General features: G+C 75.1%; 21 protein-coding genes. 15 read left to right on the forward strand and 6 right to left on the reverse strand.

Going from position 1 to position 24,884, the window contains the following annotated elements:
• The first annotated feature begins 3 nt into the window (after positions 1-3).
• The 3 genes from F6X68_RS01085 to F6X68_RS01095 all read left to right on the forward strand — a co-directional run bounded on the left by F6X68_RS01085 (position 4) and on the right by F6X68_RS01095 (position 1,895).
• Positions 4-672: a DUF3710 domain-containing protein gene (locus F6X68_RS01085; RefSeq protein ID WP_151452451.1), complete on the forward strand. Its 669-nt coding sequence runs from the start codon at positions 4-6 to the stop codon at positions 670-672.
• Between the two features lie 127 nt (positions 673-799).
• Positions 800-1,180, forward strand: a complete 381-nt coding sequence (locus tag F6X68_RS01090; RefSeq protein WP_151452452.1) for an OB-fold nucleic acid binding domain-containing protein — start codon at positions 800-802, stop codon at positions 1,178-1,180.
• Positions 1,181-1,211: 31 nt separating this feature from the next.
• Positions 1,212-1,895, forward strand: coding sequence for a DUF3159 domain-containing protein (locus tag F6X68_RS01095; protein ID WP_151452453.1), 684 nt, complete (start codon positions 1,212-1,214; stop codon positions 1,893-1,895).
• 10 nt (positions 1,896-1,905) lie between these two features.
• Here F6X68_RS01095 and F6X68_RS01100 read toward each other — a convergent pair whose 3' ends face one another.
• Complete coding sequence (locus F6X68_RS01100; RefSeq protein ID WP_132233250.1) at positions 1,906-2,595, reverse strand: TrkA family potassium uptake protein; 690 nt, start codon at positions 2,593-2,595, stop codon at positions 1,906-1,908.
• A gap of 2 nt (positions 2,596-2,597) precedes the next feature.
• Positions 2,598-3,263, reverse strand: coding sequence for a TrkA family potassium uptake protein (locus F6X68_RS01105; RefSeq protein WP_151452454.1), 666 nt, complete (start codon positions 3,261-3,263; stop codon positions 2,598-2,600).
• A 161-nt stretch (positions 3,264-3,424) separates the two neighbouring features.
• On the opposite strand from F6X68_RS01105, the gene F6X68_RS01110 reads away from it, so the two are divergent.
• The 4 genes from F6X68_RS01110 to dxs all read left to right on the forward strand — a co-directional run bounded on the left by F6X68_RS01110 (position 3,425) and on the right by dxs (position 10,011).
• Entirely contained in the window at positions 3,425-5,500 is a 2,076-nt protein-coding gene (locus tag F6X68_RS01110) for an APC family permease (protein ID WP_151452455.1), read from the forward strand.
• Positions 5,497-6,750 carry a class I SAM-dependent RNA methyltransferase gene (locus tag F6X68_RS01115; RefSeq protein ID WP_151452456.1) on the forward strand — a complete coding sequence of 418 codons (1,254 nt, stop codon included), beginning with the start codon at positions 5,497-5,499 and terminating at the stop codon, positions 6,748-6,750. The genes F6X68_RS01110 and F6X68_RS01115 overlap by 4 nt, the downstream gene beginning before the upstream one ends.
• 9 nt (positions 6,751-6,759) lie before the next feature.
• On the forward strand, positions 6,760-7,929 hold the full coding sequence (locus F6X68_RS01120; protein WP_151452457.1) for an anhydro-N-acetylmuramic acid kinase: 1,170 nt from the start codon (positions 6,760-6,762) through the stop codon (positions 7,927-7,929).
• 129 nt (positions 7,930-8,058) lie between these two features.
• Entirely contained in the window at positions 8,059-10,011 is a 1,953-nt protein-coding gene (gene dxs / locus F6X68_RS01125) for a 1-deoxy-D-xylulose-5-phosphate synthase (RefSeq protein WP_151452458.1), read from the forward strand.
• 88 nt (positions 10,012-10,099) lie between these two features.
• Here the strand turns inward: dxs and F6X68_RS01130 are convergent, their stop codons facing one another.
• Positions 10,100-11,293, reverse strand: coding sequence for a hypothetical protein (locus F6X68_RS01130; protein ID WP_151452459.1), 1,194 nt, complete (start codon positions 11,291-11,293; stop codon positions 10,100-10,102).
• Between the two features lie 189 nt (positions 11,294-11,482).
• On the opposite strand from F6X68_RS01130, the gene F6X68_RS01140 reads away from it, so the two are divergent.
• A complete protein-coding gene (locus F6X68_RS01140) occupies positions 11,483-13,453 on the forward strand; it encodes a hypothetical protein (protein WP_370518891.1) in 1,971 nt (656 codons plus the stop codon).
• On the forward strand, positions 13,453-15,270 hold the full coding sequence (locus tag F6X68_RS01145) for a hypothetical protein (protein WP_225851885.1): 1,818 nt from the start codon (positions 13,453-13,455) through the stop codon (positions 15,268-15,270). Before F6X68_RS01140 ends, F6X68_RS01145 begins: the two co-directional genes overlap by 1 nt.
• A 57-nt stretch (positions 15,271-15,327) precedes the next feature.
• On the opposite strand, the gene F6X68_RS01150 is transcribed toward F6X68_RS01145, so the two are convergent.
• A complete protein-coding gene (locus F6X68_RS01150; protein ID WP_151452461.1) occupies positions 15,328-17,196 on the reverse strand; it encodes a glycosyltransferase family 87 protein in 1,869 nt (622 codons plus the stop codon).
• A gap of 106 nt (positions 17,197-17,302) precedes the next feature.
• On the opposite strand from F6X68_RS01150, the gene F6X68_RS01155 reads away from it, so the two are divergent.
• Positions 17,303-18,601 (forward strand): PQQ-binding-like beta-propeller repeat protein, encoded by a 1,299-nt coding sequence (locus F6X68_RS01155; protein WP_151452462.1) that lies wholly within the window; start codon positions 17,303-17,305, stop codon positions 18,599-18,601.
• Positions 18,598-19,884, forward strand: a complete 1,287-nt coding sequence (locus tag F6X68_RS01160; protein ID WP_151452463.1) for a PQQ-binding-like beta-propeller repeat protein — start codon at positions 18,598-18,600, stop codon at positions 19,882-19,884. Before F6X68_RS01155 ends, F6X68_RS01160 begins: the two co-directional genes overlap by 4 nt.
• Before the next feature lie 34 nt (positions 19,885-19,918).
• Here the strand turns inward: F6X68_RS01160 and F6X68_RS01165 are convergent, their stop codons facing one another.
• The gene (locus F6X68_RS01165; RefSeq protein WP_151452464.1) at positions 19,919-21,214 is read right to left on the reverse strand and encodes a peptidase C39 family protein; all 1,296 of its coding nucleotides are present in this window, start codon (positions 21,212-21,214) and stop codon (positions 19,919-19,921) included.
• 149 nt (positions 21,215-21,363) lie between these two features.
• On the opposite strand from F6X68_RS01165, the gene F6X68_RS01170 reads away from it, so the two are divergent.
• The 4 genes from F6X68_RS01170 (at position 21,364) to F6X68_RS01185 (ending at position 24,192) form a co-directional block, all read left to right on the forward strand.
• Complete coding sequence (locus F6X68_RS01170) at positions 21,364-22,035, forward strand: response regulator transcription factor (protein WP_151452465.1); 672 nt, start codon at positions 21,364-21,366, stop codon at positions 22,033-22,035.
• A 133-nt stretch (positions 22,036-22,168) separates the two neighbouring features.
• Positions 22,169-23,338: a cell wall metabolism sensor histidine kinase WalK gene (locus F6X68_RS01175; RefSeq protein WP_151452474.1), complete on the forward strand. Its 1,170-nt coding sequence runs from the start codon at positions 22,169-22,171 to the stop codon at positions 23,336-23,338.
• Positions 23,339-23,506: 168 nt separating this feature from the next.
• Positions 23,507-23,809 carry a VOC family protein gene (locus tag F6X68_RS01180; RefSeq protein WP_151452466.1) on the forward strand — a complete coding sequence of 101 codons (303 nt, stop codon included), beginning with the start codon at positions 23,507-23,509 and terminating at the stop codon, positions 23,807-23,809.
• Entirely contained in the window at positions 23,806-24,192 is a 387-nt protein-coding gene (locus tag F6X68_RS01185; protein ID WP_151452467.1) for a VOC family protein, read from the forward strand. The genes F6X68_RS01180 and F6X68_RS01185 overlap by 4 nt, the downstream gene beginning before the upstream one ends.
• 53 nt (positions 24,193-24,245) lie before the next feature.
• On the opposite strand, the gene F6X68_RS01190 is transcribed toward F6X68_RS01185, so the two are convergent.
• On the reverse strand, positions 24,246-24,884 hold a 639-nt coding region (locus tag F6X68_RS01190; RefSeq protein WP_225851887.1), incomplete at its 5' end, for a hypothetical protein.

The following is a 24,884-nucleotide window of genomic DNA, read 5'->3' on the forward strand; positions in this document are numbered from 1 at the left end:
GCAGTGATCTTCTCCCGGAAGCGGGACAGTGCCGGACGGCACGCCCGTGACGAGCGGACGACCGAGGTCCTCGACTCGCACGAGGAGTCGACCCCGGCCCGCGGCCCGTACGACATCTCCGAGGCGCCCGAGGGGGTGCAGCGGCTCGACCTGGGCAGCCTGCACATCCCGGCGGTGCGGGATGTCGAGGTGCGGGTGCAGGCCGACCCGGAGGGCGTGATCCAGCAGGTCGTGCTCGTGCACGGTCCGAACGCGCTCCAGCTCGGTGTCTTCGCCGCGCCGCGCTCCGAGGGCATCTGGGACGAGGTGCGCGAGGAGATCCGCCAGTCGCTGTTCAACGACGGCGCGGCGGCCCAGGAGGTCCAGGGCGAGTACGGCACCGAGCTGCACGCCCGGGTGCGTACCCCGGACGGGCTGACCGCCCTGCGGTTCGTCGGCATCGACGGGCCGCGCTGGATGGTCCGCGGCGTCTACCAGGGCGAGGTGGCCACCGACCCGGCCGCCGCCGGCCCGCTGGCCGAGTGCCTCGACGGCCTGGTGGTCGACCGGGGCCAGGAGGCCAAGCCGGTGCGCGAGCCGCTGCCGCTGCGGCTGCCCCGCGAGGTGGCCGACCAGGCGGGCACCGAGGCACCGGCCGACGGCAACCCCGCGCCCGCGCCCCGCGAGGCCTGACCGACCGTCACGACGCGCCGGGACCGGCCCCGTCGGCGTACGCTGGCGGGACGGTTCCGGCGTCGCCGGGGTCGTCCCGGGTGCCGGCGACGCGTCGGCCCAGCGTGGAGAGGGTGACGCGGAGGTCATGTCGACCGACGAGGGCCGGGGTCCGCTGCGCCGCATGCTGCGACGGCTGACGGCGAGCGAGGCGGAGATCGAGGCGCAGGAGCTGCGCCGGGAGAGCGCCGAGCACGGCGGTGTACCGGCCGGGCAGTGCATGCGGGGCCAGGTGGTCTCGGTGGCCGGTCGGCTGCGTACGGTCGTCTACACCCCGCGGACCAACCTGCCCACGCTGGAGGCGGACCTCTACGACGGCAGCGACGTGGTCACCCTGGTCTGGCTGGGCCGGCGGCACATCGCCGGGATCGAGCCCGGCCGCCACCTGACCGCGCGCGGTCGGGTGGCGGTGCGCGACGACCGCAAGGTCATCTACAACCCGTACTACGAGCTGGAACCGCCGAAGTGATCCGGTGGCCGCGGCGGACGGAAGGCGTGCGATGACGACGGGACAGCACCGGGCGGCACAGCCGGAGAGCGACCCGCAGGGCGAGGAGCCGCTGCCCACCCTCGCCGAGCAGATGGCCGACCAGCTCGGCGGCTGGCGGGGCCTGGTCGAGTCCAGCATCCCGGTGGTCGTCTTCGTGCTGGCCAACATCATCGGCGAGCTGCGGCCCGCCGTGATCGCCTCGGTGGCCGTGGCCCTCGCGATCGCCGGGCTCCGGCTGGCGCAGCGCCGCCCGGTTCGGCACGCGGTCAACGGGCTCTTCGGCGTCGCCGTCGGCGCCGCGATCGCCTGGCGCACCGGCGACGAACGCGACTTCTACCTTCCCGGCATCCTCTACGGCATCGGCTACGGACTGGCCCTGCTGCTCTCGGCGGCGCTCCGGCAGCCCCTCGTGGGGTGGATCTGGTCGGTGCTGGTGGCCAAGGGCCGCTCGGAGTGGCGCGACGATCCGCGCCTGGTACGCACCTTCACCGGGCTCACCGTGCTGTGGGGCGTGGTGTGGCTGGCCAAGGTGGGCGTGCAGGCGGGGCTCTACCTCGCCCACCAGGACACGGCGCTCGGCGTGGCGCGGCTGGTGCTGGGTTACCCGCCGTACGTGCTGCTGCTGCTGATCACGGTCTGGACGGTCCGCCGGGTCACCCGGGAGGCGGAGTCCGAGGCGCTGCCCGGCGGCTGAGGCCGCCGCCTCAGCGCTGCTCGCGGGTGCGCTCGACGCTGTCCGCCCCGAGCACCACCGCGCGGACCGCGTCCTCGACCTCCGCCGTGCACACGAAGATCAGCTCGTCGCCGGCCTCCAACGGGTCGTCCGGCGTGGGCACCAGCACGCGTTTGCCGCGCAGGATCGCCACCAGCGCCGAGTCGCGGGGCAGCGGGACCGCGCGCAACGGCTCCCCGACGTACGGGGCGGTCGGCGGCAGGGTGATCTCCACCAGGTTCGCCTCGCCCTGCCGGAACGTCATCAGCCGGACCAGGTCGCCGACGGTGACCGCCTCCTCGACCAGGGCCGCCATCACCCGCGGCTTGCTCACCGCGACGTCGACGCCCCACTGCTCGGTGAAGAGCCACTCGTTCTCGGCCCGGTTGACCCGGGCCACCACCCGGGGCACCGCGAACTCGGTCTTGGCCAGCAGCGAGACCACCAGGTTGACCTTGTCGTCCCCGGTGGCCGCGACCACCACGTCGCAGCCGGCGATGTCGGCCTCCTCCAGGCTGGCCAGCTCGCAGGCGTCGGCCAGCACCCAGTCGGCGGCCGGCACCCGGTCGGGGCGGAGCATCCTGGGCTGGCGCTCGATGAGCATCACCTGGTGGCCGTTGTCGATCAGCTCCTGCGCGATCGAGCGGCCCACGTTGCCCGCGCCGGCGATGGCGATGCGCATGCTCACAGCCCTCCTTCCGGCGGCGCCGCCGCCACCGACGTGACCGTCTCCGCGATGTCGTCGGTGACCAGCATGAAGAGCTGGTCGCCCTCCTGGACGACGCTGGAGCGGGTCGGCAGCGTGCCGATGCCGAAGCGGATCAGGTACGCCACCCGGGCCCCGGTCGCCCCCTCCAGGGCGCGTACCGGCCGGCTGACCCAGTCCTTGTGCACCGGCACCTCGATGATCGACACCGTGCTCGTCGGGTCGCGGAAGATCTCCACGTTCCCCTCCGGCACCAGGTGCCGCAGCATCCGTTCGGCGGTCCACCGGACGGTGGCCACGGTGGGGATGCCGAGCCGCTCGTAGACCTGCGCGCGGCGCTGGTCGTAGATCCGCGCCGCCACCCGGGACACGCCGAACGTCTCCCGGGCGAGCCGGGCCGAGATGATGTTGGAGTTGTCGCCGCTGGAGACGGCCGCGAAGGCGTCCGCCCGCTCGATGCCGGCCTGCCGCAGCACCTCCCCGTCGAAGCCGGCCCCGGTGACGGTGATCCCGGCGAAGTCCGGGCCGAGCCGGCGGAAGGCGTCGGCGTCATGGTCGATGACCGCGACCGAGTGCCCCCGGGACTCCAGGCTGTAGGCGAGGGTCGAGCCGACCCGGCCACAACCCATGATCACGACATGCACCGCGTCCCTCCTCAAGGTGCGCCACACCGGCCGGTGAGCGTGCCGTCTGCGAGCCTGCCACGTTCCCGGCGCGAGTGCGGACCGACGGTACTCCGCCGGTCCGCCCCGCCGCGCTCGACCACCCCACGACGCCCACCCGGCTGGTCGTACGCTTGGCCGTTGTGGCCAGACCCACCTCGCTGCTGAAGCGGCTGCTCCTCGGTCGACCGTTCCGGTCCGACCGGCTCAAGCACACGCTTCTGCCCAAGCGCATCGCGCTGCCCGTGTTCGCGTCCGACGCGCTCTCCAGCGTCGCGTACGCGCCCGACGAGATCCTGCTGACCCTCTCCATCGCCGGCGCCTCGGCGTACTTCTTCTCGCCGTGGATCGCCCTGGCCGTCGTGGTGGTGATGCTCACCGTCGTGGCCAGCTACCGGCAGAACGTGCACGCCTACCCCTCGGGCGGCGGCGACTACGAGGTGGCCACGGTCAACCTCGGACCCCGGGCGGGGGTCGCGGTGGCCAGCGCGCTGCTGGTGGACTACGTGCTCACGGTCGCGGTCTCGGTCTCCTCCGGGGTGGCCAACCTGGGCTCGGTGGTGCCGTTCGTGGCCACCCACAAGGTGCTGATCGCGGTCACCGCGGTGGTGCTGCTCACCGCGGTGAACCTGCGCGGCCTGCGGGAGTCCGGCACGGCCTTCGCCATCCCCACCTACGGCTTCATCATCGTGATGGTCGGGATGCTGCTCACCGGCCTGGTCCGGGTGTTCGTGCTCGGCCACGACCTGCGCGCGCCCAGCGCCGGCCTGGAGATCCAGGCCGAGCACAGCGTCACCGGCTTCGCCCTGGTCTTCCTGCTGCTGCGCACCTTCTCCTCGGGCTGCGCGGCGCTGACCGGCGTGGAGGCGATCTCCAACGGGGTGCCGGCGTTCAAGGCCCCGAAGAGCCGCAACGCGGCCACCACGCTGCTGCTGCTCGGCACCATCTCGGTGGCGATGCTGGTCGGCATCATCTGGCTGTCCCGCCTCACCGGCCTCCAGTTCGTCGAGGACCCGCGGCTCCAGATCATCTCCGGCCCCGAGGGGTACGTGCAGAAGACCGTCACCACCCAGCTCGGGGAGACGGTCTTCGGCTCCGGCTCGGTGCTGCTCTTCGTGGTCGCCGGGGTCACCGCGCTGATCCTCTTCCTCGCCGCGAACACCGCGTTCAACGGCTTCCCGGTGCTCGGCTCGATCCTCGCGCAGGACCGCTACCTGCCCCGGCAGCTGCACACCCGCGGCGACCGGCTGGCCTTCTCCAACGGCATCGTCTTCCTGGCCGTCGCCGCGATCGTGCTGATCGTCGGCTTCCAGGCCGAGGTGACCAAGCTCATCCAGCTCTACATCGTGGGCGTCTTCGTCTCGTTCACGCTCTCCCAGGCCGGCATGATCCGGCACTGGAACCGGCACCTGAGGACCGCGCGGGACCCGCAGGCGCGCCGGCGGATGCTCCGCTCCCGGGCGATCAACACCTTCGGCATGGCGATGACCGGCGCGGTGCTGATCGTCGTGCTCGTCACCAAGTTCCTGCTCGGCGCGTGGATCGCCATCGCCGCGATGGCGATGATCTACGTGCTGATGCTGGGCATCCGCCGACACTACGACCGGGTCGCGGCGGAGCTGACCCCGCCGGACGAGGGCCGCGCCGTGCTGCCCGCCCGCAACCACGCCGTCGTGCTGGTCAGCAAGCTGCACAAGCCGACGCTGCGGGCGATCGCGTACGCCCGGGCCACCCGGCCGGACACGCTGACCGCGGTGACCGTCAACGTCGACGAGAAGGACACCCGGGAGTTGCAGGCGGAGTGGGAGCGGCGGGACCTGCCCGTCCCGCTGACCGTGGTCGACTCGCCGTACCGGGAGATCACCCGCCCGATCCTGAACTACGTGGCCGGCGTCCGCCGGGAGTCGCCGCGCGACGTGGTCACGGTCTTCATCCCGGAGTACGTGGTGGGGCGCTGGTGGGAGCACCTGCTGCACAACCAGAGCGCGCTGCGCCTGAAGGGCCGGCTGCTCTTCGAACCGGGGGTGATGGTGACCAGCGTGCCGTGGCAGCTCGCCTCGACCGCCGGCAAGGACCTGGACCGGCTGGACGCCACACTGAGCCGGGGGCCGGCACGCGGCCCCCGGGTCGCGCCGCGCGGCACCCTGCCGCCGAGCGTCCCGCCCGTCGTGTCCGCGCCGCCCGGCGAGAGCGGCCAGAGTGGTGGAGGTGAACGGTGAGCGCGCACGGTAACGACCGGGGGCTGGAGGAGGCCGAGCGGGTCGAGCTGACCGTGGGGGCGGTCGCGCCCGGCGGGCACTGCGTCGCGCGGGTGGACGGCCAGGTGGTCTTCGTCCGGCACGCGCTGCCCGGCGAGCGGGTGGTCGCCGAGGTCACCGAGGTGCACAAGGGGTTCGTCCGGGCCGACGCGGTGAGCGTGCTCGAGGCCGCCCCGAACCGGGTCGAGCAGCCCTGCCCGTACGCGAAGCCGGGCCGGTGCGGCGGGTGCGACCTGCAACACGTCGCCCCGGCCGCCCAGCTCGACTGGAAGGCGGCGGTGGTGCGCGAGCAGCTCACCCGCCTCGGCGGGCTCACCGACGCCGAGCTGGACGCCCTCGGCGTCCGGGTCGAGGCGCTGCCCGGCGGGCCGCTCGGCTGGCGCTCCCGGGTCCGCTACGCCGTCGACGGGGCGGGCCGGGCCGGCCTGCTCAAGCACCGCTCGCACGAGGTGGTCCCGATCGACCGCTGCCTGATCGCCCACCCGGCGATCCGCGAGCTGCCCGTGCTGGCCCCGACCGGGGCGCGCTGGCCGGACGCAGACGCGGTCGAGACCGTCGCCTCCACCGGCGGGGACGTGGCCGTGACCGCCGTCGCCGACGGGGCGCCCCGCACGGTGAGCGGCCCGGACCGGGTCCGCGAGGTGGCCGCAGGCCGGGAGTGGACGCTGCCGGCGTCGTCGTTCTGGCAGGTCCACCCGGCCGCCGCCGACACCCTGGTCGACGCCGTGCTGGAGCTGGTCGACCCGCGCCCGGGGGAGCGGGCCTGGGACCTCTACGGCGGGGCGGGGCTCTTCGCCGCCGCGCTCGCCGGCCGGGTCGGCGACGCGGGCCGTGTCACCCTGGTCGAGTCGGCGGCGCAGGGCGTCGCCGCCGCCCGGGAGAACCTGCGCGACCTGCCCCGGGTGGAGGTCGTGCCGGCCCGGGTGGAGACCGCGCTGGCCCGCCGCCGGATCACCGGCCCGGTCGACGTGGTGGTGCTCGACCCGCCGCGCTCCGGCGCGGGCGCCCGGGTGGTGCGCGACATCGTGGCCGCCGGTCCCCGCGCGGTGGCGTACGTGGCCTGCGACCCGGCCGCCTTCGCCCGCGACGTGCGCACCTTCGCCGGGCTGGGCTGGCGGCTGACCGTGCTGCGCGGCTTCGACCTGTTCCCGATGACCCAGCACGTCGAGCTGGTCGGTCTGCTCCTGCCGCCCGACGGAGCCGCCCGCTAGCCTGACGCCATGAAGATCGTCGGACTGATGTCGGGGACCTCCTACGACGGGGTGGACGTGGCCGCCGCCGAGTTCACCCTCGACGGGGACACGCTGCGGCTGCGCCCGCTGGGGCACCGCGCCCTCGACTACGACGACGAACTGCGCGAAGCGATCGGCGCGCTGCTGCCGCCCGGGAGCACCACGATCGAGGCGGTCTGCCGGCTGGACAACCGCCTCGGCGAGGTCTTCGCCGAGGCGGCGGCCCTCGGCGTCGAGCTGGCCGGCGGCGCGGTCGACGCGGTGGTCTCGCCCGGGCAGACGGTCTTCCACTGGGTCGCCGACGGGCGCGCCCGGGGCACCCTGCAACTGGGCGCGGTGGCCCGGGTGGCCGCCCGGGTGGGCGTACCCGTGCTCAGCGACCTGCGCTCGGCGGACGTCGCGGCCGGCGGGCAGGGCGCGCCCCTGGTCCCGGCGTTCGACGCGCTGCTGCTCGACCCGGCAGACGGTGCGGCCCCACGCGCCGCGCTCAACCTGGGCGGCATCGCCAACCTCACGGTGCTCGCGCCGGGCGCGCCGGTGCTCGGGTACGACGTCGGGCCCGCCAACGCGCTGCTCGACGCGGCGGCCCGCCGCCTCCTCGGGCGGCCCTGCGATCTCGACGGCGCCCGCGCGGCGGCCGGTCGGGTGCACCCCGGGCTGCTCGACGCGCTGCTCGCCGAGCCGTACTACGCGGCGCCGCCGCCCAAGTCGACAGGCAAGGAGCTGTTCCACGCCGGCTACCTGGACGCCCGGCTGGCCGCCCTCGACGAGGCGGTGCCGGCCGACGACGTGCTCGCCACCCTGACCGAACTGACCGCCCGGGTGGTGGCCGCCGAGTGCGACCGGCACGGCGTGGCGGAGGTGGTGGCGGCCGGCGGCGGGGTGCGCAACCCCACCCTGACCGCCCGGCTGGCGGCCCTCGGGGCGGGGCGCTGGCGGCTGCGCACCACCGACGAGCTGGGGGTGCCCGCGCAGGCCAAGGAGGCCTACGCGTTCGCCCTGCTGGGCTGGCTCTCCTGGCACGGGCTGCCCGGCGCGCTGCCCTCGGTGACCGGCGCCGCCCGGGCCGCCGTGCTGGGCTCCTGGACCCCGTCCGGGCCGGCGTACCGGGGCACCCCGGCCGTCCCGGCGCCCCGGCGGCTGCGGATCGCGGCCTGACTCCCGCGGGCGCGCGCCCGGCCGCCCGCGATCCATCCGCAGGCTGACCAGGCGCTCAGCACCCCCGGTCGGTGGGCGGGCGTCCGGGCCAGCCTGCGGAGTGTCGGACGGCCGATAGACTCTTGCGTCATGAGCGTTGAAGAGGGCACGGTCCACCACACCGGGCTGCTGGCCACCGTCCGGGGTCCGCAGGACGTCAAGCGGATGTCCGCCGAGGAGTTGGACGTCCTCGCCGCCGAGATCCGTGACTTCCTGATCGCCAAGGTCTCGCGTACCGGCGGGCACGTCGGCCCCAACCTGGGCGTGGTCGAGCTGACCCTGGCCATGCACCGGGTCTTCGACTCGCCCCGCGACCGGTTCCTGTTCGACACCGGCCACCAGGCGTACGTGCACAAGATCGTGACCGGGCGGCAGGCCGGCTTCGACCGGCTGCGCCAGCGCGGCGGCCTCTCCGGCTACCCGAGCCAGGCCGAGAGCGAGCACGACCTGATCGAGAACTCGCACGCCTCCACCGCCCTGTCCTACGCCGACGGCCTGGCCAAGGCGTACGCGCTGCGGGGCGAGCAGCGCAGCGTGGTCGCCGTGGTCGGCGACGGCGCGCTCACCGGCGGCATGTGCTGGGAGGCGCTGAACAACATCGCCACCGCCCGCAACCCGCTGGTGATAGTGGTCAACGACAACGGCCGGTCCTACGCGCCGACCATCGGCGGCCTCGCCGACCACCTCTCCTCGCTGCGGCTCAATCCCGGCTACGAGAAGGTGCTCGACACCGTCAAGGAGGCACTCGGCTCGACGCCGCTGGTCGGCCGGCCGATGTACGAGGTGCTGCACGCCGTCAAGCGGGGCATCAAGGACGCCGTCGCCCCGCAGGCGATGTTCGAGGACCTCGGCATCAAGTACGTCGGCCCGGTCGACGGGCACGACGTGGCCGCGGTCGAGTCGGCGCTGCGCGCGGCGAAGAACTTCGGCGGCCCGGTGATCGTGCACGCCGTCACCCGTAAGGGCTACGGCTACCGCCCGGCCGAGGAGGACGAGGCCGACTGCCTGCACGGCCCCGGCAGCGCCTTCGACATCGAGACCGGCAAGCTGGTCGCCGCCCCGTCGGTGAAGTGGACGCACGTCTTCGCCGACGAGCTGGTCGCGATCGCCGACGAGCGGCCCGACGTGGTGGGCATCACCGCCGCGATGGCCGAGCCCACCGGCATAGCCAAGCTGGCCCGCAAGCACCCGAACCGGGTCTACGACGTGGGCATCGCCGAGCAGCACGCGGCCACCTCCGCCGCCGGCCTGGCCCTCGGCGGGCTGCACCCCGTGGTGGCGGTCTACGCGACCTTCCTCAACCGCGCCTTCGACCAGGTCCTGCTGGACGTGGCGATGCACCGGCTGCCGGTGACCTTCGTGCTGGACCGGGCCGGCATCACCGGCCCCGACGGGCCCAGCCACTACGGCATGTGGGACATGTCCGTCTTCGGGGTCGTGCCGGGCCTGCGGATCGCCGCGCCCCGCGACGCCGCCACCCTGCGCGAGGAGCTGCGCGAGGCTGTGGCCGTCGACGACGGCCCCACCATCGTCCGCTTCCCGACCGGCACCGTCGCCGCCGACCTGCCGGCCGTGCGCCGGGTCGGCACCGTCGACGTGCTGGCCGAGGCGGCGCGCAAGGACGTGCTGCTGGTGGCGGTCGGCTCCTTCGGCCACCTGAGCATGGAGGTGGCCACCCGGGTCGCCGGGCAGGGCTTCGGGGTGACCGTGGTCGACCCGCGCTGGGTCCGCCCGGTCCCGGCCGAGCTGGTCGAGCTGGCCGCCGGGCACCGCCTCGTGGTCACCGTCGAGGACGGCGTCCGGGTCGGTGGCGTGGGTGACGCCCTCGCCCAGGCGATGCGGGACGCCGACGTCCGGGTGCCGCTGAAGGACCTGGGCGTGCCAGCCGACTGGCACCCGCACGGCACCCGCGCGCAGATCCTCGCCGACCTCGGCCTGACCGCGCAGGACGTGGCCCGCGACGTCACCGGCTGGATCTCCCGGCTGGACGTCGAGCCGGTCGAGCCGGTGATCGCCGCCGACGACGCGACCGCACAGAACTGAGTTCCAGACCGCCGACGGCGGGTGCCCCGGGAGACCGGGTCACCCGCCGTCGGCGTCTCGCGTGCCGGTCAGCGGAGCCGACGCCGGGTCAGCGACCGCCGAGGGAGCGGTAGTGCGTCTTCTCCGCCTCGGCGAGGCTGAACGTCTCCGACCGGGTCGGCGCCGGCACCACGACCAGCCCCGGCCGGTCCACCAGCCGGGGCGTGTCCGGCGGCGTCGACAGCGAACTGTCGGCGGTCGGCCGCCAGCTCAGCACGGCCAGCGGCTGCCCCGGCACCGGCAGCGTGTACGTCTGCAACGGGTTGGAGCGGTCGGCGGGGGAGACCACCGGCGTGCCCCCGTCGGCGGGGCGGTAGACCACGGCGGTCATCGTGCCGTCGGCCGTCTCCCAGCTCAACTGCTCCAGCTCCGCCGGCTCCCCGCCGCCGAGGGCGACCTCGCCGAGGGTGCGTACGGTCAGCTTGGTCATCGGCCACGACGACGGGACCGAGCGCGGCGCGTCCCGGTCGCCGATGCGCCGGGGGACGCTGCCGAACGGGCCCTCCTCGCCGGCGAGCGCGCAGGTGTCCAGGCCCGTGAGGGCCCGCTTGCCGGAGCCGCTCTCGTCGCGGACGAGGGGGTAGCGCGGGTCGGTGGTGCCGGTGCCGAGGTCCAGCAGCCGGTCGGCGGCGCGGCCCCGGGGCAGCGCCTCGGTGGCCCTGAGCGTGGCGGTAACCGGCACCGCCCGGCAGGCCGGCACGGTCACCGGCTCGGTGAGGCCGTCGGTGTGCCGCAGCGCGCGGCCGTCCGGCCCGAGCAGCCGCTGCACCCGGCCCGACGTGAGGTAGCGCCGCCCGTCGGAGGTGTGCACGGGGAGCACGTCGGAGTAGACGAGGTAGCCGGGGTCGGTGTACTCGGCGGCGCGGGTGACCGCGTACCGGCCGTCCTCGGTGGTGACCTGGAGCAGCCAGGAGGCGCTCTCGCCGGGCACGTCCGCGGCGACCAGGGCCAGCGGCGCGCCGCCGACCTCGCCGGACCAGAGGATCCCGGACGTGGGCAGGTGCACCCGGTCGTCGGCCGGTGACCGCCAGTCGCGTACCGCCTCGGTCACCGCCGACCGGACGGCGGCGTCGCCCGCCAGGGTGCCGCGTGGCGGCCAGACCGTCAGGTCGCCGTCCAGGCTGTCGTAGCCGACCCGCAGGTCGCCCGGCTGCCGGTCGGCCACCGGCCCGCAGGCGGTCGCGGTGAGCAGCAGGGTCAGCAGTGCGGTGGCCGTGATGCCGCGCCGGCGGACTGGAGCCACCTGTACGCCCCCTCGATCGCCTCAGCCGTCGTTCAACGGAAAGCGCCATAGTACGAGATGTCGGATCACCGGGACGCGCCACCTCGCCCACCGTCCGTGCGCAGGTCGCGGGCGGTGGGCGACGCCGACCACAGAGGACACTGCCGTGGTTTCAGGGTGAATGTCCCGCTCGGGTAGACTCCGCCGACTGTGACGCCTGCCGAGACCCGCGCCGAATCCTGGTCGGAATCCGACGCCGCCGCGGCCCCCGCGTCCGAACCCGTGGCGCCGCCCGTGGGCGGCGCCGGTGACCGTACGCCGGACGGGGCCGCCCGCGCCGACGAGGCCGACGCTCCCGGCACGGCCGTGGCCACCACCGAAGCGACCGACGCCGCCGGCCCCTCCGGCGAGGCCCGCGGGGCGGACGGCGCGGCCCGGCCCCGGCGGTGGACCCGGCGTCGGCAGGACCTCACGGTCTTCGGCCTGTTCCTGCTCGCCGCGGTGTGGGTCACCAGCCAGATCTGGGTGGACCCGGCCGGCCGGGTGGCCTCGCTCTACAGCAGCGACCCGGCCCAGGTGCAGTTCTTCCTCGCCCACTCGGTACGCGTGGTGCTGCACGGCGAGTTCCCGTTCTTCACCGAGCAGTTCAACTACCCCGACGGGGTCAACCTGATGGCCAACACGGCCATCCTCGCGCTGGGCATCCCGATGGTGCCGGTGACGCTGCTCTTCGGGCCGGCCGTGACCTTCGTGGTGCTGGTCACGCTCGCGCTCGCCGGCACGGCCTCGGCCTGGTACTTCGTGCTCTCCCGGCACGTCGTGCGCAGCCCGCTGGCGGCGGCCGTCGGCGGCTGGTTCTGCGGGTTCTCGCCGGCGATGCTGTCGCACGCCAACTGGCACCCCAACATCATCTCGCAGTTCCTGCTGCCGTTCATCGTCTGGCGGGTGCTGGTCATCACCCGGTCCCGACGGCCGTGGCGCGACGGCGTGCTGCTCGCCCTGATGGTCACCGCCCAGGCGTTCATCAACGAGGAGATCCTGCTCTTCACGGCGCTCGCCTGCGGGGTGTTCCTGCTCGCCGTGCTCGCCCAGCGGCCCGGGCTCTGGTCGGCGGCGTGGCGACCGCTGGCCAAGGCCCTCGCGATCTGCACCGTGCTCGCCGGGTCGCTGCTGGCGTACCCGCTCTACGTCCAGTTCGCCGGGCCGATGGCGTACCACGGCCTGAGCGACGCGGTCCGCGACTACGGCAACGACATCGCGGCCTTCTTCGCGCCCGGCTCGCCGACGATCGGCGGCGACGAGCGCGCCAACGTCAACCTCGCGCCGAACTACTCCGAGGAGAACGCCTTCTTCGGTTGGAGCCTCGCCCTGATTGCCGTCGGCATCGTGGCCTGGCTGCGCCGGGAGATGCTGGTCCGGGCGCTCGCCGCGACCGGGGCGTTCTTCGCGGTGCTCTCCCTCGGCGAGCGGGTGTCCTGGTGGCACCGGGAGCTGTTCACCGGGCCCTGGGAGTGGCTGGTCCGGCTGCCGCTGCTCGACGCGGTGGTGCCCACCCGCTTCGGCCTGATCACCAGCGTGGTGGTGGGCATCCTGCTGGCGCTCGCCGTCGAGCGCTCCCGGACGCTGCCGGTCGAGCGGCGGACGCTGCGTACGCTCACCGTGGCCGGGCTCGTCCTCGCGCTGCTGCCGATCGCGCCGATGCCGCTGAAGGTGACCTCCCGCCCGCCCGTACCGGACTTCATCACCGCCGACCGGTGGCGCGGCTACGTCGGTGAGGACCAGACGCTGGTGCCGATCCCGGTGCCGAACATGGGGCACACCCACGGCATGCGCTGGGCCGCCTCCACCAACCTCGACTTCAAGATCCCCGGCGGCTACTTCCTGGCGCCGCGCAACGGCAACACCGGCGACCCCGGCCGCTTCGGCGGCCGGCCCAGCGGCGTCGGGCGGCTGCTGGAGGAGGTCGCCTCGACCGGCCGCATCCCGAAGCTGGACGACCGGCAGCGCCGCCGCTCGCTCGACGAGCTGCGGCACTGGCGGGCGGCCGTCCTGGTGCTCCCGGTCGGCCAGCACCACTCCGAGCAGCTGCGGCGCACCGTCGAGCAGCTGGTCGGTCCCGGCCGCCGGGAGCTGGACGTCTGGGTCTGGGACGTCCGGGCGCTGACCGACCAGCCGACCTGATGACCGCCCCGGCGGCGACCGGCACCGCCGGGGCGGCACCCGCCCGGCGGTCCCGCCGGCTGCCGGTGCGCGCGCCGGACGCGCTGGTCGTCGCCGGCTACCTCGCCCTGGCGGTGCTGCTGACCCTCGGCCAGTGGGGTCGCCCGGGGCGGCTGTTCCACCAGGCGGGGGACCAGGTCCTCTTCGAGTGGATGCTGGCCCGCGCGGCCCGGGCGGTGACGGGCCTGGAGAACCCGCTGTACAGCGGGGAGCTGAACGCCCCGGACGGGGTGAACCTGATGGCCAACACCTCGGTGCTGGGCCTGGGCGTGCCGCTGACCCCGGTCACCCTGCTCTTCGGCTCGCAGGTCGCGTTCCTGGTGGCCGTGGTCTGCTGCCTGGCCGGCACCGCGACCGCCTGGTACGCGCTGCTGCGCCGCCGGCTCGTCGACTCCCGGGCGGCGGCGGCGGTCGGCGGGCTCTTCTGCGGCTTCGCCCCCGGCATGGTCGCGCAGGCCGGGGCGCACCTGCACATGGCGGCGCAGTTCCTGGTGCCGGTGATCCTGGCGCTGGTGTTCCACCCGGACCCGCGCCGGGTGTGGCGGCACGGGACGCTGCTCGGGCTGCTGGTGGCGTACCAGGTCTTCCTCGGCGAGGAGGTGCTGGTCTTCCTGGTGCTCGCCGCCGGGACGTTCGCGCTGGCGTACGCGGTGGTCGACCGGGAGAGCGCGCGTCGGCGGGCGCCCGCGCTGCTCGGCCGCCTCGCGGTCGGGGTGGCGGTGGCGCTGCCGCTGCTGGCGTACCCGCTGTGGTTCCAGTTCTTCGGCCCGGGCCACTACCGGGGGATGCCCTTCCACGCGTACGGCTACCAGCTCGACGCCGCGTCGTTCACCGCCTCGGCGCGGCAGACGGTGCTCGGCGACGACCACCTGCCCGGCCTGCTCGCGCCGAACCCCACCGAGGAGAACTCCTTCTTCGGCCCGGGGCTGCTGGTGCTCGCCGTGGTGATCGTGATCTGGCTGTGGCGCCGGCCGCTGGTCCGCGCGCTGGCCGCCTGCGGGCTGCTCTTCGCGCTGCTCTCGCTGGGCGAGCAGGTCCGCCTGGACGGCACGTCCACCGGCATCCCCGGGCCGTACCGGCTGGTCGCCGAGCTGCCGCTGCTCGACCACGCGGTGCCGGCGCGCTTCCCGCTGGTCTGCGTCCCGGTGCTGGGCATCCTGCTCGCCCTCTCCCTGGACCGGCTGCGCCCCGCGGCCGGGGCGGACCGGCTGCGCCCCGGGGACGGGGCCGAGGCCCGGGTGGGCGCCGTGCCGGTGCGGCTGCTCTGGGGCGGGGCGGTGGCCGCCGCGCTGCTGCCGCTGATCCCCACCCCGATCCGGACCGTGCCGGCCTGGCCAGTCCCGGCGTTCGTGGCCGAGGGCGGCTGGCGGGCCCACGTCCCGCCGGGCCGGACCCTCGTCCCGGTGCCGCCGGTGACCGGTGCGGGGCTCAGCCCGGCGATGCTCTGGTCGGCCCGCACCGGGCTGGCCTTCCCGGCCCCGGGCGGCTACTTCATCGGCCCCCGGGGCGCCGACGACCCGGCCGCCCGGTGGGGCGCCCCGGACCGCCCCACCGCCGAGCTGCTGCGCCGGGTGGCCGAGACCGGCGAGGTGCCGGTGGTCACCGACGAGCACCGCCGGCAGGCGGTCGAGGACCTGCGGCACTGGCGCGCCGCGCTGGTGGTGCAGGGCGGACTGCACCACGGCGACCCGGTGCGCCGTACGCTCGACGCGCTGCTCGGGCCCGGCCGGGAGGTGGCCGGCGCCCACGTCTGGGACGTCCGCCCGCTGGTGGGCTGACGGCTCAGCCCCGCCGCCGGTCGCCCGGCGGCCGACTGAGCCTCGACGGTCGCCGGCTCACCCGACGAGCGGCCGGACGTCCCAGAGCCACACGTCGTCGACGCGCTGGGGCGGGCCGATCAGCGCGGTCATCAGCTCGCGCAGGACCGCCTCCCGGGGATGCGCGCCGAGGACCACCACGGACGCCCGCCAGAAGCGCAGGTCCTCGACGGCCTGGCGGCGGTTCTCGTCGGTCAGCGCGGGGACGGCGTTCTTGTCCATCGTGGAGTAGATCAGGGTGCTGGTCGGACGGTTGGGCGCGCCGAAGACGCCCTCGCCCAGCTCGTTCGGCCCGATGAAGTAGCCGCCCGGGATCGGGAACGCGTGCTGCGTCAGCGCGCTCCAGCGCAGCGTGGGCAGGCCGTGCACGTTGCTCGGGATCGGCACCGGCACCAGGGTCCGGCCCTCCGGCACGTACGGGCGCCAGCCGCCGGCGGTGATGAAGTGCGGCGGCGGGTCGACGGGCTCCGCGGGCAGCGGACGCGGGAACAGCGGCAGCACGGCGAGCGCGACGGCCGCGTACCCGACCGGCCGGAGCCAGCGGCGGCGCGACCCGGCGTCGGCACCGGCCGCGCGGTCGTCGCCGTCGGAGCCGGCGCGGGGGGCCGGCACCGGCGGGCGGCCGCTGCCGGCGACGGTGTCCCAGGCCAGGGCGAGCAGCACGCCGAGCGCCGCCGCCACGACCAGGGCCAGCCGGGTCGGCATCATCATCTCGACCAGCGGCAGGTCGTCGGAGACGTAGGCCCACGGGCCGTCCGTCTCCGTCTCCACCCCGTTGATCCGCACCTTCGGGCCGATCGAGGCCACCGTGAAGACCACCACCAGCACCGCGAGGATCCGGGCGGCGAGCGAGCGGCGGACCAGCAGCACCAGCGCCACCAGCGACAGCAGCACCAGCGGCCAGCCGAACCAGGTGTTCTGCTCGGTCAGGCCGATGGTCTTCTCCACCGCCTCGTCGCCGGCCACGGTGTCGCGGGCGAAGGTGACGAAGGCGGCCAGGTCCTCGCCCCAGTTGTGGAACACCCCGCCCTGCAACCCCCGGTAGGACTGCGGGCCGTTGAACTGGAACCAGATCGGGTAGGCCGTCAGGAGCAGCGCCAGAGCGCCGCCCACGCCGAGCGCGGCGGCGAAGGTGCCGGCCACCGCCCGCGTCCGCGCCGGCCGCATGATCGCGTACGCGACCACGACGACCAGGCACGCCAGCGCGGTGAGCAGCAGCATCTCCTCGTTGATGAAGATCTGGTACGCCACCAGCAGGCCGAGCACGATCCCGTTGCGCCGCCACCGGCCGGGCTCGCCGAGCCGGAGCACCCGCACCACGATCAGCGGCAGCAGGAAGTTCGAGACGAAGTTGGGCTGGCCGTTGGCGTGGTGCACGATGCCCGGCGCGAAACCCAGGAACGCGCCGCCGACGAAGGCCGCCGCGCGCGAGCGCACCAGGTGCCGCGACAGCATCCAGTACGACGTGCCGGCGGTCGCGGCCAGCGCGCCGCCCAGGTAGAGCGCGTACATGACCTGCGGGCCGAGGAGCATGGTCAGCGGCGCCAGCGGCAGCGTCACCCCGAGCAGCGAGGTGTTCGCCATCATGTTCACCCCGTCCGGGGCGTTCTGCCGCTCGGTGAACAGCGGGTTCTCCAGGTGCCGCACCGAGTAGGCGCCATGCGAGAAGAGCCACTCGAACCAACTGTGGTCGGTGGGCAGGTGCGACGACACCCGGTTCTGCACGTCGACCCAGTAGTTCAGGCACACGAAAACGCCGAGCAGGACATAGGCTCCGATGGCCAGTACGTCGGCGCGGGAGGGCCTGCGCCGGGGCCGGCGCGTCGGCTCGGCCGCGACGGGCTCGGAGACGGAGTTCAGCGAGGGGTCTACCACCGGCACAGCCACGACGCGCCATCGTACAGGCGCTCCGGCGTCGCTTTTGCCGGGCCGGTGCCCCCACGGCCGATTTGCCGGTCCGCCGGAGGCCACGGTGTGACGGGGAGGACGCCACGTGACGGTCATCGACCTGGGCGAGCGACGGGACGTCGACGGGGCCGCCGGGCCCGGTCCGGGCCGGTTCCTCCGCCGCTGGGCCCCGGCCCTGGTCGCCCTGCTCTGCCTGGTGACGTCTGCGGCCGCCGCGCCGTGGCCCGCGCAACCGCCGGGCGTCACGGTCCCGGCCGGCCCGGACGCGAATCTCCTGTTCGTCGAGGGGGCCCTGCTGGTGGCGGAGCCGTCGGGCCCCGGCACGGTGGCCGACGGGGATCCGGTGTCGCGGCTGGCCGCCCACCGGCTGCCCTCCGGCCGTCCCCTGTGGCGGGTGCCGTTGCCCGCGCCGGGGCGGGTGTTCCACGCCGTCCGGGCCGGCGACCTGCTGGCGGTCGGCCTGGCCGGGGACCGGACGGCGTCCGAGGTGGTCGGGCTCTCCACCGCCGACGGCGGGGTGCGCTGGCGGGGCGAGGGACAGTTGCACGGCGCCACCTCGGCCGGGCACCTGCTGCTGTCGGGCTTCGCCGGATCGAGCGCGTCCGTGCTGCGCTCGGTGGACCCCGCCACCGGTGCCGTCCGGTGGTCGCAGCCGCTGGCCTTCGAGGACGCGCACCTGTCGCGGCGGGACCAGCGGATCAGCCTGCTGACGGTGCTCGCCGGCGGGCGGCTGGAGCTGCGCGACCCCGACACGGGCGCGGCGCGTGCCGCGACCACCGTGCCCGACCGCTCCCGCGTGCTGACGGTCACGGAGGAGCTGGTGCTGCTCACCGACGCCAGCGGCGTCCTCAGCGGCTACGAGATCCCCGGCCTGCGCCGGCGGTGGAGCGTGCCCCGCGGCCCGGCCGACCAGCCGGACGTCTACGACTGCGGCGCCCTGATCTGTGTCGACGACGGCTCGCCCGCCACCCGGCTGCTCGATCCCGCCACCGGCGCCCTGCGGTGGCGGAGCGAAAACGCGGCGCTGGGGCCGGTCGCCGTCGAGGGCCGGCTGCTGGCCGTCCGGCGCGCCTCCGGTGGCGCCGCGGAGCACGTGCTGCTCGACGCGGCGACCGGCCGGCCGGTGCGGCAACTGGGCCGCTGGCGGGCCGGCGCCCCGTGGCTCTCGGCCGACGCGACGACCGTGCACCGCCGGCAGCGCGACGGGCGGTACCTGGTCGGCCGGATCGACGAGCGCGGGGAGGGCGTGCGGGTGCTGGCGGCACTGCGCGGCGTGGTGGGGGAGTGCGGCGCTCGCGAGTCGTTCGTCGCCTGCCGGCGCGAGGACGGTGGGTTGGGCGTGTGGGAACTGCCCGGCGACCGCGACCGGAAGGGGCGGGCGTGACGCTCATCGACCTCGGCGAGGTGCGTGACGAGCCGGGCCGCGAGGCGCCGCCGCCCCGCCCGCCGCGCGCCGTCGGCCGCCCGTTGCGGGTCGCGCTGGCGCTCGCGTTCCTCGTGGCCACCGTGGCGGCGGCCGCCCCGGTACCGGCCCGGGTCGGGCTCGTCGTGCCGGCCCGCCTCGGGTCGGAGGCGTTCCTGCACGGTGACCGGCTCTACGTCGTCGAGCCGGCCGAGGGGGAGCCCGAGGGGACCGTCGAGGTGCGCGCGTACGCCCTGCCCGAGCGGGCGCCGGCGGACGACGCCCCACCCACCCCGGTGTGGCGCTCCCGGGTCGCGGCGGCGGGCCGGTTCTGGCAGGTCCAGACCGGGCCGGGGATGGTGCTCTTCTCCGTCACCGGGGACCAGGACGACGGGCAGACGATCGCCCTGGACGCCGCGACCGGCCGCGGGCTCTGGCGGCAGCCCGGCTACCCCTGGTGGGACCCGGCCGGCATCCTGCTGATGCAGACCGGCGGGGAGGAGGGCGGCGCCGTGCGGTCGGTGGATCCGGCCTCCGGGCGGGCCCTGTGGTCGGTGCCGACGACGCGCGAGGGCGCGACGTACAGTCTCCGCGACGGGCGGGTCGAGCGGATCGTCCGGGTCCCCGCCGAGGGGCGGGTCGAGGTGCGCGACCCCCGCTCCGGCGCACTGGTGCACGCGGCGGACCTGGGCCTCGACGAGGCCTCCGGGCACGTGGTGGTGGCGTACGACCTGCTGCTGGTCGTCCGGCCGGCCGCGGGCGTGGTGACCGCCTACGGGCTGGACGGGCTGCGGCGGCGGTGGGAGGCGCGCGTCCCCATGGTGGAGCACGTCACCGAGTGCGGCGAGCTGTTGTGCGTGCCCGGGGGGAACAGGTTCGTCGCGCTCGACCCGGCGACCGGCGCGCTCCGGTGGGTCGGCGGGCGGTGGTTCGGGGTGCTGTCGGCACAGGGCGGCCGGCTCCTGGCGGTCGCGCCCGGGCCCCTCGGCGACCGGCTGGGCGTGCTCGACGCGGCCACCGGTCGGGAAGTGGCCGACCTGGGCACCTGGCAGCTGATGACCTGGCACGCCGACGAACGGCTCCTGGCCGTGCGGCCGGCCGCCGCCGGTGGCGGGGTGGTGGTCGCCGAGCTGGACGTCGCCGAGGGCCGGGCCCGGGTGCTGGACGTGCTCCGCGGCGCGACCGGGGACTGCCGCAGCCGGGCCGAGACGGTGGTGTGCCGGCTGCAGACCGGCGAGCTCGGCGTCTGGCGCTATCCCGGTTGAGCCGCCGCGTCCGGTGCCGCGGACGCCGCCGGGGTCACCAGTTGGGCTGCTCCGGCGCCGGGGGGAGCGGCACGCCGGGCGGCCGGAGCACGTACGCCACCCCGCCGCTGCCACCCTGCCAGGCGGCCTCGAACCGGTCCCGGTCGACGGTCCGGCGCACCGCGTCGTCGTCCGGGGCGTACGGGTCGTTGAGCACCGGCGCGCCCGTGGCGGTGAAGCCCACCAGCACCATCAGGTGCCCGGCGGTGTCGTAGTCCAACCCGGGCACCTCGCCCGACTTGAACGCGGCGGAGACGATCAGCGGGATGCCGGTGGCCACGAACGCCTCCGCCTCGGCCAGCGACCGCAGCCGGGTGACGAAGGCGTCCACCCCGTGCAGGCCCGCGTACGCGGTGTTGAACGGCCAGTTCCCGGCCCCGGCGAAGGCGTGGTCGTAGCAGTGTCGCGCGGCGTGCACCACCACCGGGCGAGGGCCGGCCGGAGCCACCCAGGCGTACCGGGTCGGGGCCGGGGCGGCGCCCCAGAAGGCGAGCACCATCGAGGTGCAGGTGGGGCTGCACCAGGCATCCCCGCCGCCACCCCACTGCGGGTGGGCGCCGGCGTGCAGCCGCTGCGAGTAGCGCGGCACGTCCAGCACCGTGCCCCAGGCGGCCGGGACCGTCGCGGCGGACCCACTCGCAGGGGCCGGACCCGGGGCGCGGAACTCGGGCCCGGTGACCGGGGCGGGCCCGGCCGCCACCGGCGGGGAGCCCGCTGCGGTGGGCCGGGACGCCCCGGCTGCAGCCGTCGGGCGCGGGCCCGCGGCGACCGCCCCGACCGCGCGCAGCACCGGGGTCGCGTCGGCGTCCTCGGGCCGGAGCAGGGTCACCCGGACCTGCCAGCCGGTGACGGTCGCACCCGTCACCACCAGCGTGTCCGTGTCCACCCGGGCGTCGGCGTCGCGCTGCCCGGGCACGGACGTCCGGCGGATCGCGTGGTCGTCGGCCGCCCAGTCGGCGAGGACGTACCACCCGGTGGCCGGCGCGTCGTCGTGCCAGCCCCGCAGCTCCACCCGCAGCCAGCAGTCGCCGGGGGTGTCCCCGGTCCACGAGGGCACCACGTCGCGCACGGCGAAGCCGACCGGCACGGGCGGGGACGTCCAGCTGCCGGCCGCGTACCGGCGGGTGCGGCCGTCGGCGTCGGTGTGGTCGAGCCGGTCGGCCGGGTCGGCCAGTTCGAGGCCCCGTCCGCCCGCGCGCAGCCCGGACAGGCTGCCCAGCCCGGCGTCGCCGGGAAGGCGGAAGCCCCGGTAGGTGACGTCCCGTCGGATCGTCGGCGCCGCGTCGGTCATGCGTCTTCCCGTCCGTCGTGAAGGTTGCCGCCAAGAGCATTGCGTACGACGAAGGTTTTCTGCAACGGGGTCGGACCGGGACGGCGGGTGCGGCCCGGTTTGGCTGCCGGCACTAGGTTGTGGGTGGTCAGGGGCGCGAGGAGGCCGGAATGCGGGTACTGGTGGTCGAGGACGAGCGCAACCTCGCCGACGCGATCGCGCGGGGGCTGCGCAAGCGGGGGATGGCGGTGGACGTCGCCTACGACGGCGACAGCGGCCACGAGATGGCGTTCGTCACCCGGTACGACGTGGTGGTGCTCGACCGGGACCTGCCCGGCGTGCACGGTGACCAGATCTGCGCCGAGCTGGCCGCCTCCGGCACGCTCACCCGGGTGCTGATGCTTACCGCCAGCGGCACTGTCGCCGACCGGGTGGAGGGGCTGCAGCTCGGCGCGGACGACTACCTGCCGAAGCCGTTCGCCTTCGACGAGCTGGTCGCCCGGGTGCAGGCGCTCGGCCGCCGGGCCACCCCGGCCGCGCCGCCGGTGCTCGAACTCGCCGATCTGGTCCTCGACCCGGCCCGCCGGGTGGCCACCCGGGGCGGCCAGCCGGTCGACCTGACCAACAAGGAGTTCGGCGTGCTCTGCGAGCTGCTCAAGGCGCGCGGCGCGGTGGTCTCCAGCGAGGAGCTGCTGGAACGGGTCTGGGACGCCAACACCGATCCGTTCACCACGATCGTCCGGGTCACCGTGATGACCCTGCGCAAGAAGCTCGGCGACCCGCCGCTGATCGAGACGGTTGTCGGTGCGGGCTACCGCACGGCGGAGACGGTGGGGCTGTGAGCGCGAGGAGTGAGCCGGTTTTGCGAGCCCCGCAGTCGCGAACGAAGGTGGGGCTGTGAGCGTGAGGAGTGAGCCGGTTTTGCGGGCCCCGCAGTCGCGGACGAAGGCTGGTGCCGCGACCCGGCGGGCCCGGCTGCGGCCCACGCTGCGGCTGCGGCTGACCCTGCTCAACGGGGTGCTGCTGGTCGGCGCGGGCGCGATCCTGGTGCTGCTGGCCTGGCTGCTGGTCCGCGACGCGCTGCGCCCGACCGACGAGCTGCTGCCCGGCACCGTGGTGGTGCTGGCGGACGGCCGGTCGCTGGACGCCGCGCAGTGGCAGCGCCAACTGGTCGACGCCGCCAGCGCGGAGCTGCTGGTCAAGGGCCTGGTGGCGCTGCTGGCGATCAGCGTCGTCGGGGTGGCCGGCGCGTACGCGGTCGCCGGCCGGGCGCTGCGCCCGCTGCACCAGGTCACCGCCACCGCCCGCCGGCTGGGCGAGACCACCCTGGACCAGCGGATCGGCTATTCGGGCGCCGACGACGAGGTGGCCGAGCTGGCGGAGACCTTCGACGAGATGCTGGACCGCATCGCCGCCGCGTTCGAGGCGCAGAAGCGCTTCGTGGCCAACGCCTCGCACGAGCTGCGGACCCCCCTCGCGGTGATGCGTACCGAGATCGACGTGACGCTCAGCGACGACGAGGCGGACGCCGCCGAGTACCGCCGGATGGCCACCGTGGTCCGGGACGCCTCCGAGCGGGCCAACGGGCTGGTCGACGCCCTGCTGGTGCTCGCCCGCAGCGAGGCCCAGGCGGGCCGCCGGCTGGGCCGCCGCACCGAGTGCGACCTCGCCGCCGGCACCGCCAACGCCCTGTCGGCGGTACGCCGGGAGGTCGAGCGGATCAAGCTGCGGGTGCAGACCTCGCTGGAGTCCGCGCCGGTCGTCGGCGATCCCGGGCTGCTGGACCGGCTGGCCGGCAACCTGATCGAGAACGCGATCCGCTACAACCACCTGCACGGCCGGGTCTGGGTGCGTACCGGGTCGGACGGGTGCCGGTCGTGGCTGGTGGTGGGCAACACCGGTTTCGAGGTGGACCAGGCCGACGTGCCCGGCCTGTTCGAGCCGTTCCGGCGCGGCGGCCGGGAGCGTACCGGCGCGCGCGGCTCGGGCCTCGGGCTCTCCATCGTGCGGGCGGTCTGCGACGCGCACGGCGGCACCGTGAAGGTGGTCGCCCAGACCGGTGGCGGGCTGGAGGTCACGGTGACGCTGCCGGCGGCGGAGGCGGCCCCGGCGGTCACCGCCCAGGAGCCGGCCGCCCGGCGGTGACGGGCCACCCCGGGGTTGCGGGGAGTACGGGCCCGATGGAAGGATCACGGCGTCAGCTCGAGGACCGGAGGGGGGTGCGTCGATGTTCACCGTCATGATCTCCGCGCCCCGTCTCGCCGGCTGACCCTCACGCACGCGGGGCGCCTCATCCCCCAGCGGAGGAACTCCGTGTATCCACGGATCCACAACACCAGTTTCGACTGTCACGACACCTATGCCCGCTCCGGCTCCTGGCCGGCGGTCACCGGATACGTCCGGCACGCCGACGACGCCCCCGGTGGTCCGGAGGCGGTGCTGCCGGCCACCCCGCACGTCTTCTTCCCACCGGTCCCCGAGGCCGGGAGGGTGAAGAACCGGGCGCGCGTCCGTCTCGAACCGGCCGTTCGCACCCGGGCGCGGGAGGCCGAGCGGGTGCTCGGCGCCGGCGCGACGGAGCGGGCGGGTAAGACCATCGAGGAGGAACACCCGTGAGCGCACGGATCCACAACGTCTGCATCGACTGCCGCGACACGTACGCGCTGTCCGGCTTCTGGGCGCAGGTCTTCGACTGCCCCCGCCAGCCGGACGACTTCCCCGGCGACCCGGAGGCCATGCTGCTGCCCCCGGGAGGACCGGAGGTGCTCTTCGTTGCGGTGCCGGACGGCAAGGAGGTGAAGAACCGCCTCCACCTCGACCTGGAGCCCACGGACCGGACCCGGGACGAGGAGGTCGCGCGCCTGGTGGGCATCGGCGCCACCCAGGTCGCCGACCAGCGCCGCCCCGACGGTTCGGGCTGGGTGGTGCTCGCCGACCCGGAGGGCAACGAGTTCTGCGTGCTGCGCAGCGCCGCCGAGCGGGCCGCCACGGCGGGCTGACGCGAAAGGGGCCCGTCCACCGTCGTGGGCGGGCCCCCGCGCTGCCGTACGGGTCAGGACTTCTGCTCGACCTGTCCCCGGATGGTGGCGAACTCGGCGTGGGCCTGCTGGCCCGTCTTGAAGTAGATGATGACCATGCCGACGCTGCCCTTGTCGCTCCACACGCAGACGCCGAGCGGCACGTCCTGCGCCTTGGCGTCGCCGCACTTGGCCTCGCCGCCGAGCGGTCCCGGATCCACGGTCTTCATCTCGCCCAGCCGCACGTCGCTGGTGCGCGCGCCCCTGATGGTGTCCTCGAGCGTCTTGGCCGGGTCCGGGTTCAAGCCGGACGCGGCGGCGATCATCACGAGGTTCCTGCCGGTGAGGGTGCCGTAGAACTCGCCGACGGTGCTGCTGGCGCCGGGGATCGTCTTGTTGAGTTCCGCCTCGAGTTCCCGGGCGCCGGCCTGGAGGGTCGGGTCCGTCGCCCTGGGCCGCCCGGCGAGGGTCGCCGGCGCGACGACCCGGGTCCGGGTGGCGTCGACGGTCTCCTTGACGTCGTCCTTGACGGCGAAGGCGACGATCGCCGCGCCGCCCAGGCAGAGCACCAGCACCACGGCGAGCGAGATCAGCACGATCTTGCCGGCGTTCGACTTCCGCGGCGCCGGCAAGATCGTGCTGATCTCGCTCGCCGTGGTGCTGGTGCTCTGCCT

Source organism: Micromonospora sp. AMSO12t, assembly GCF_008806585.1.
Lineage (GTDB): Bacteria > Actinomycetota > Actinomycetes > Mycobacteriales > Micromonosporaceae > Micromonospora > Micromonospora reichwaldensis.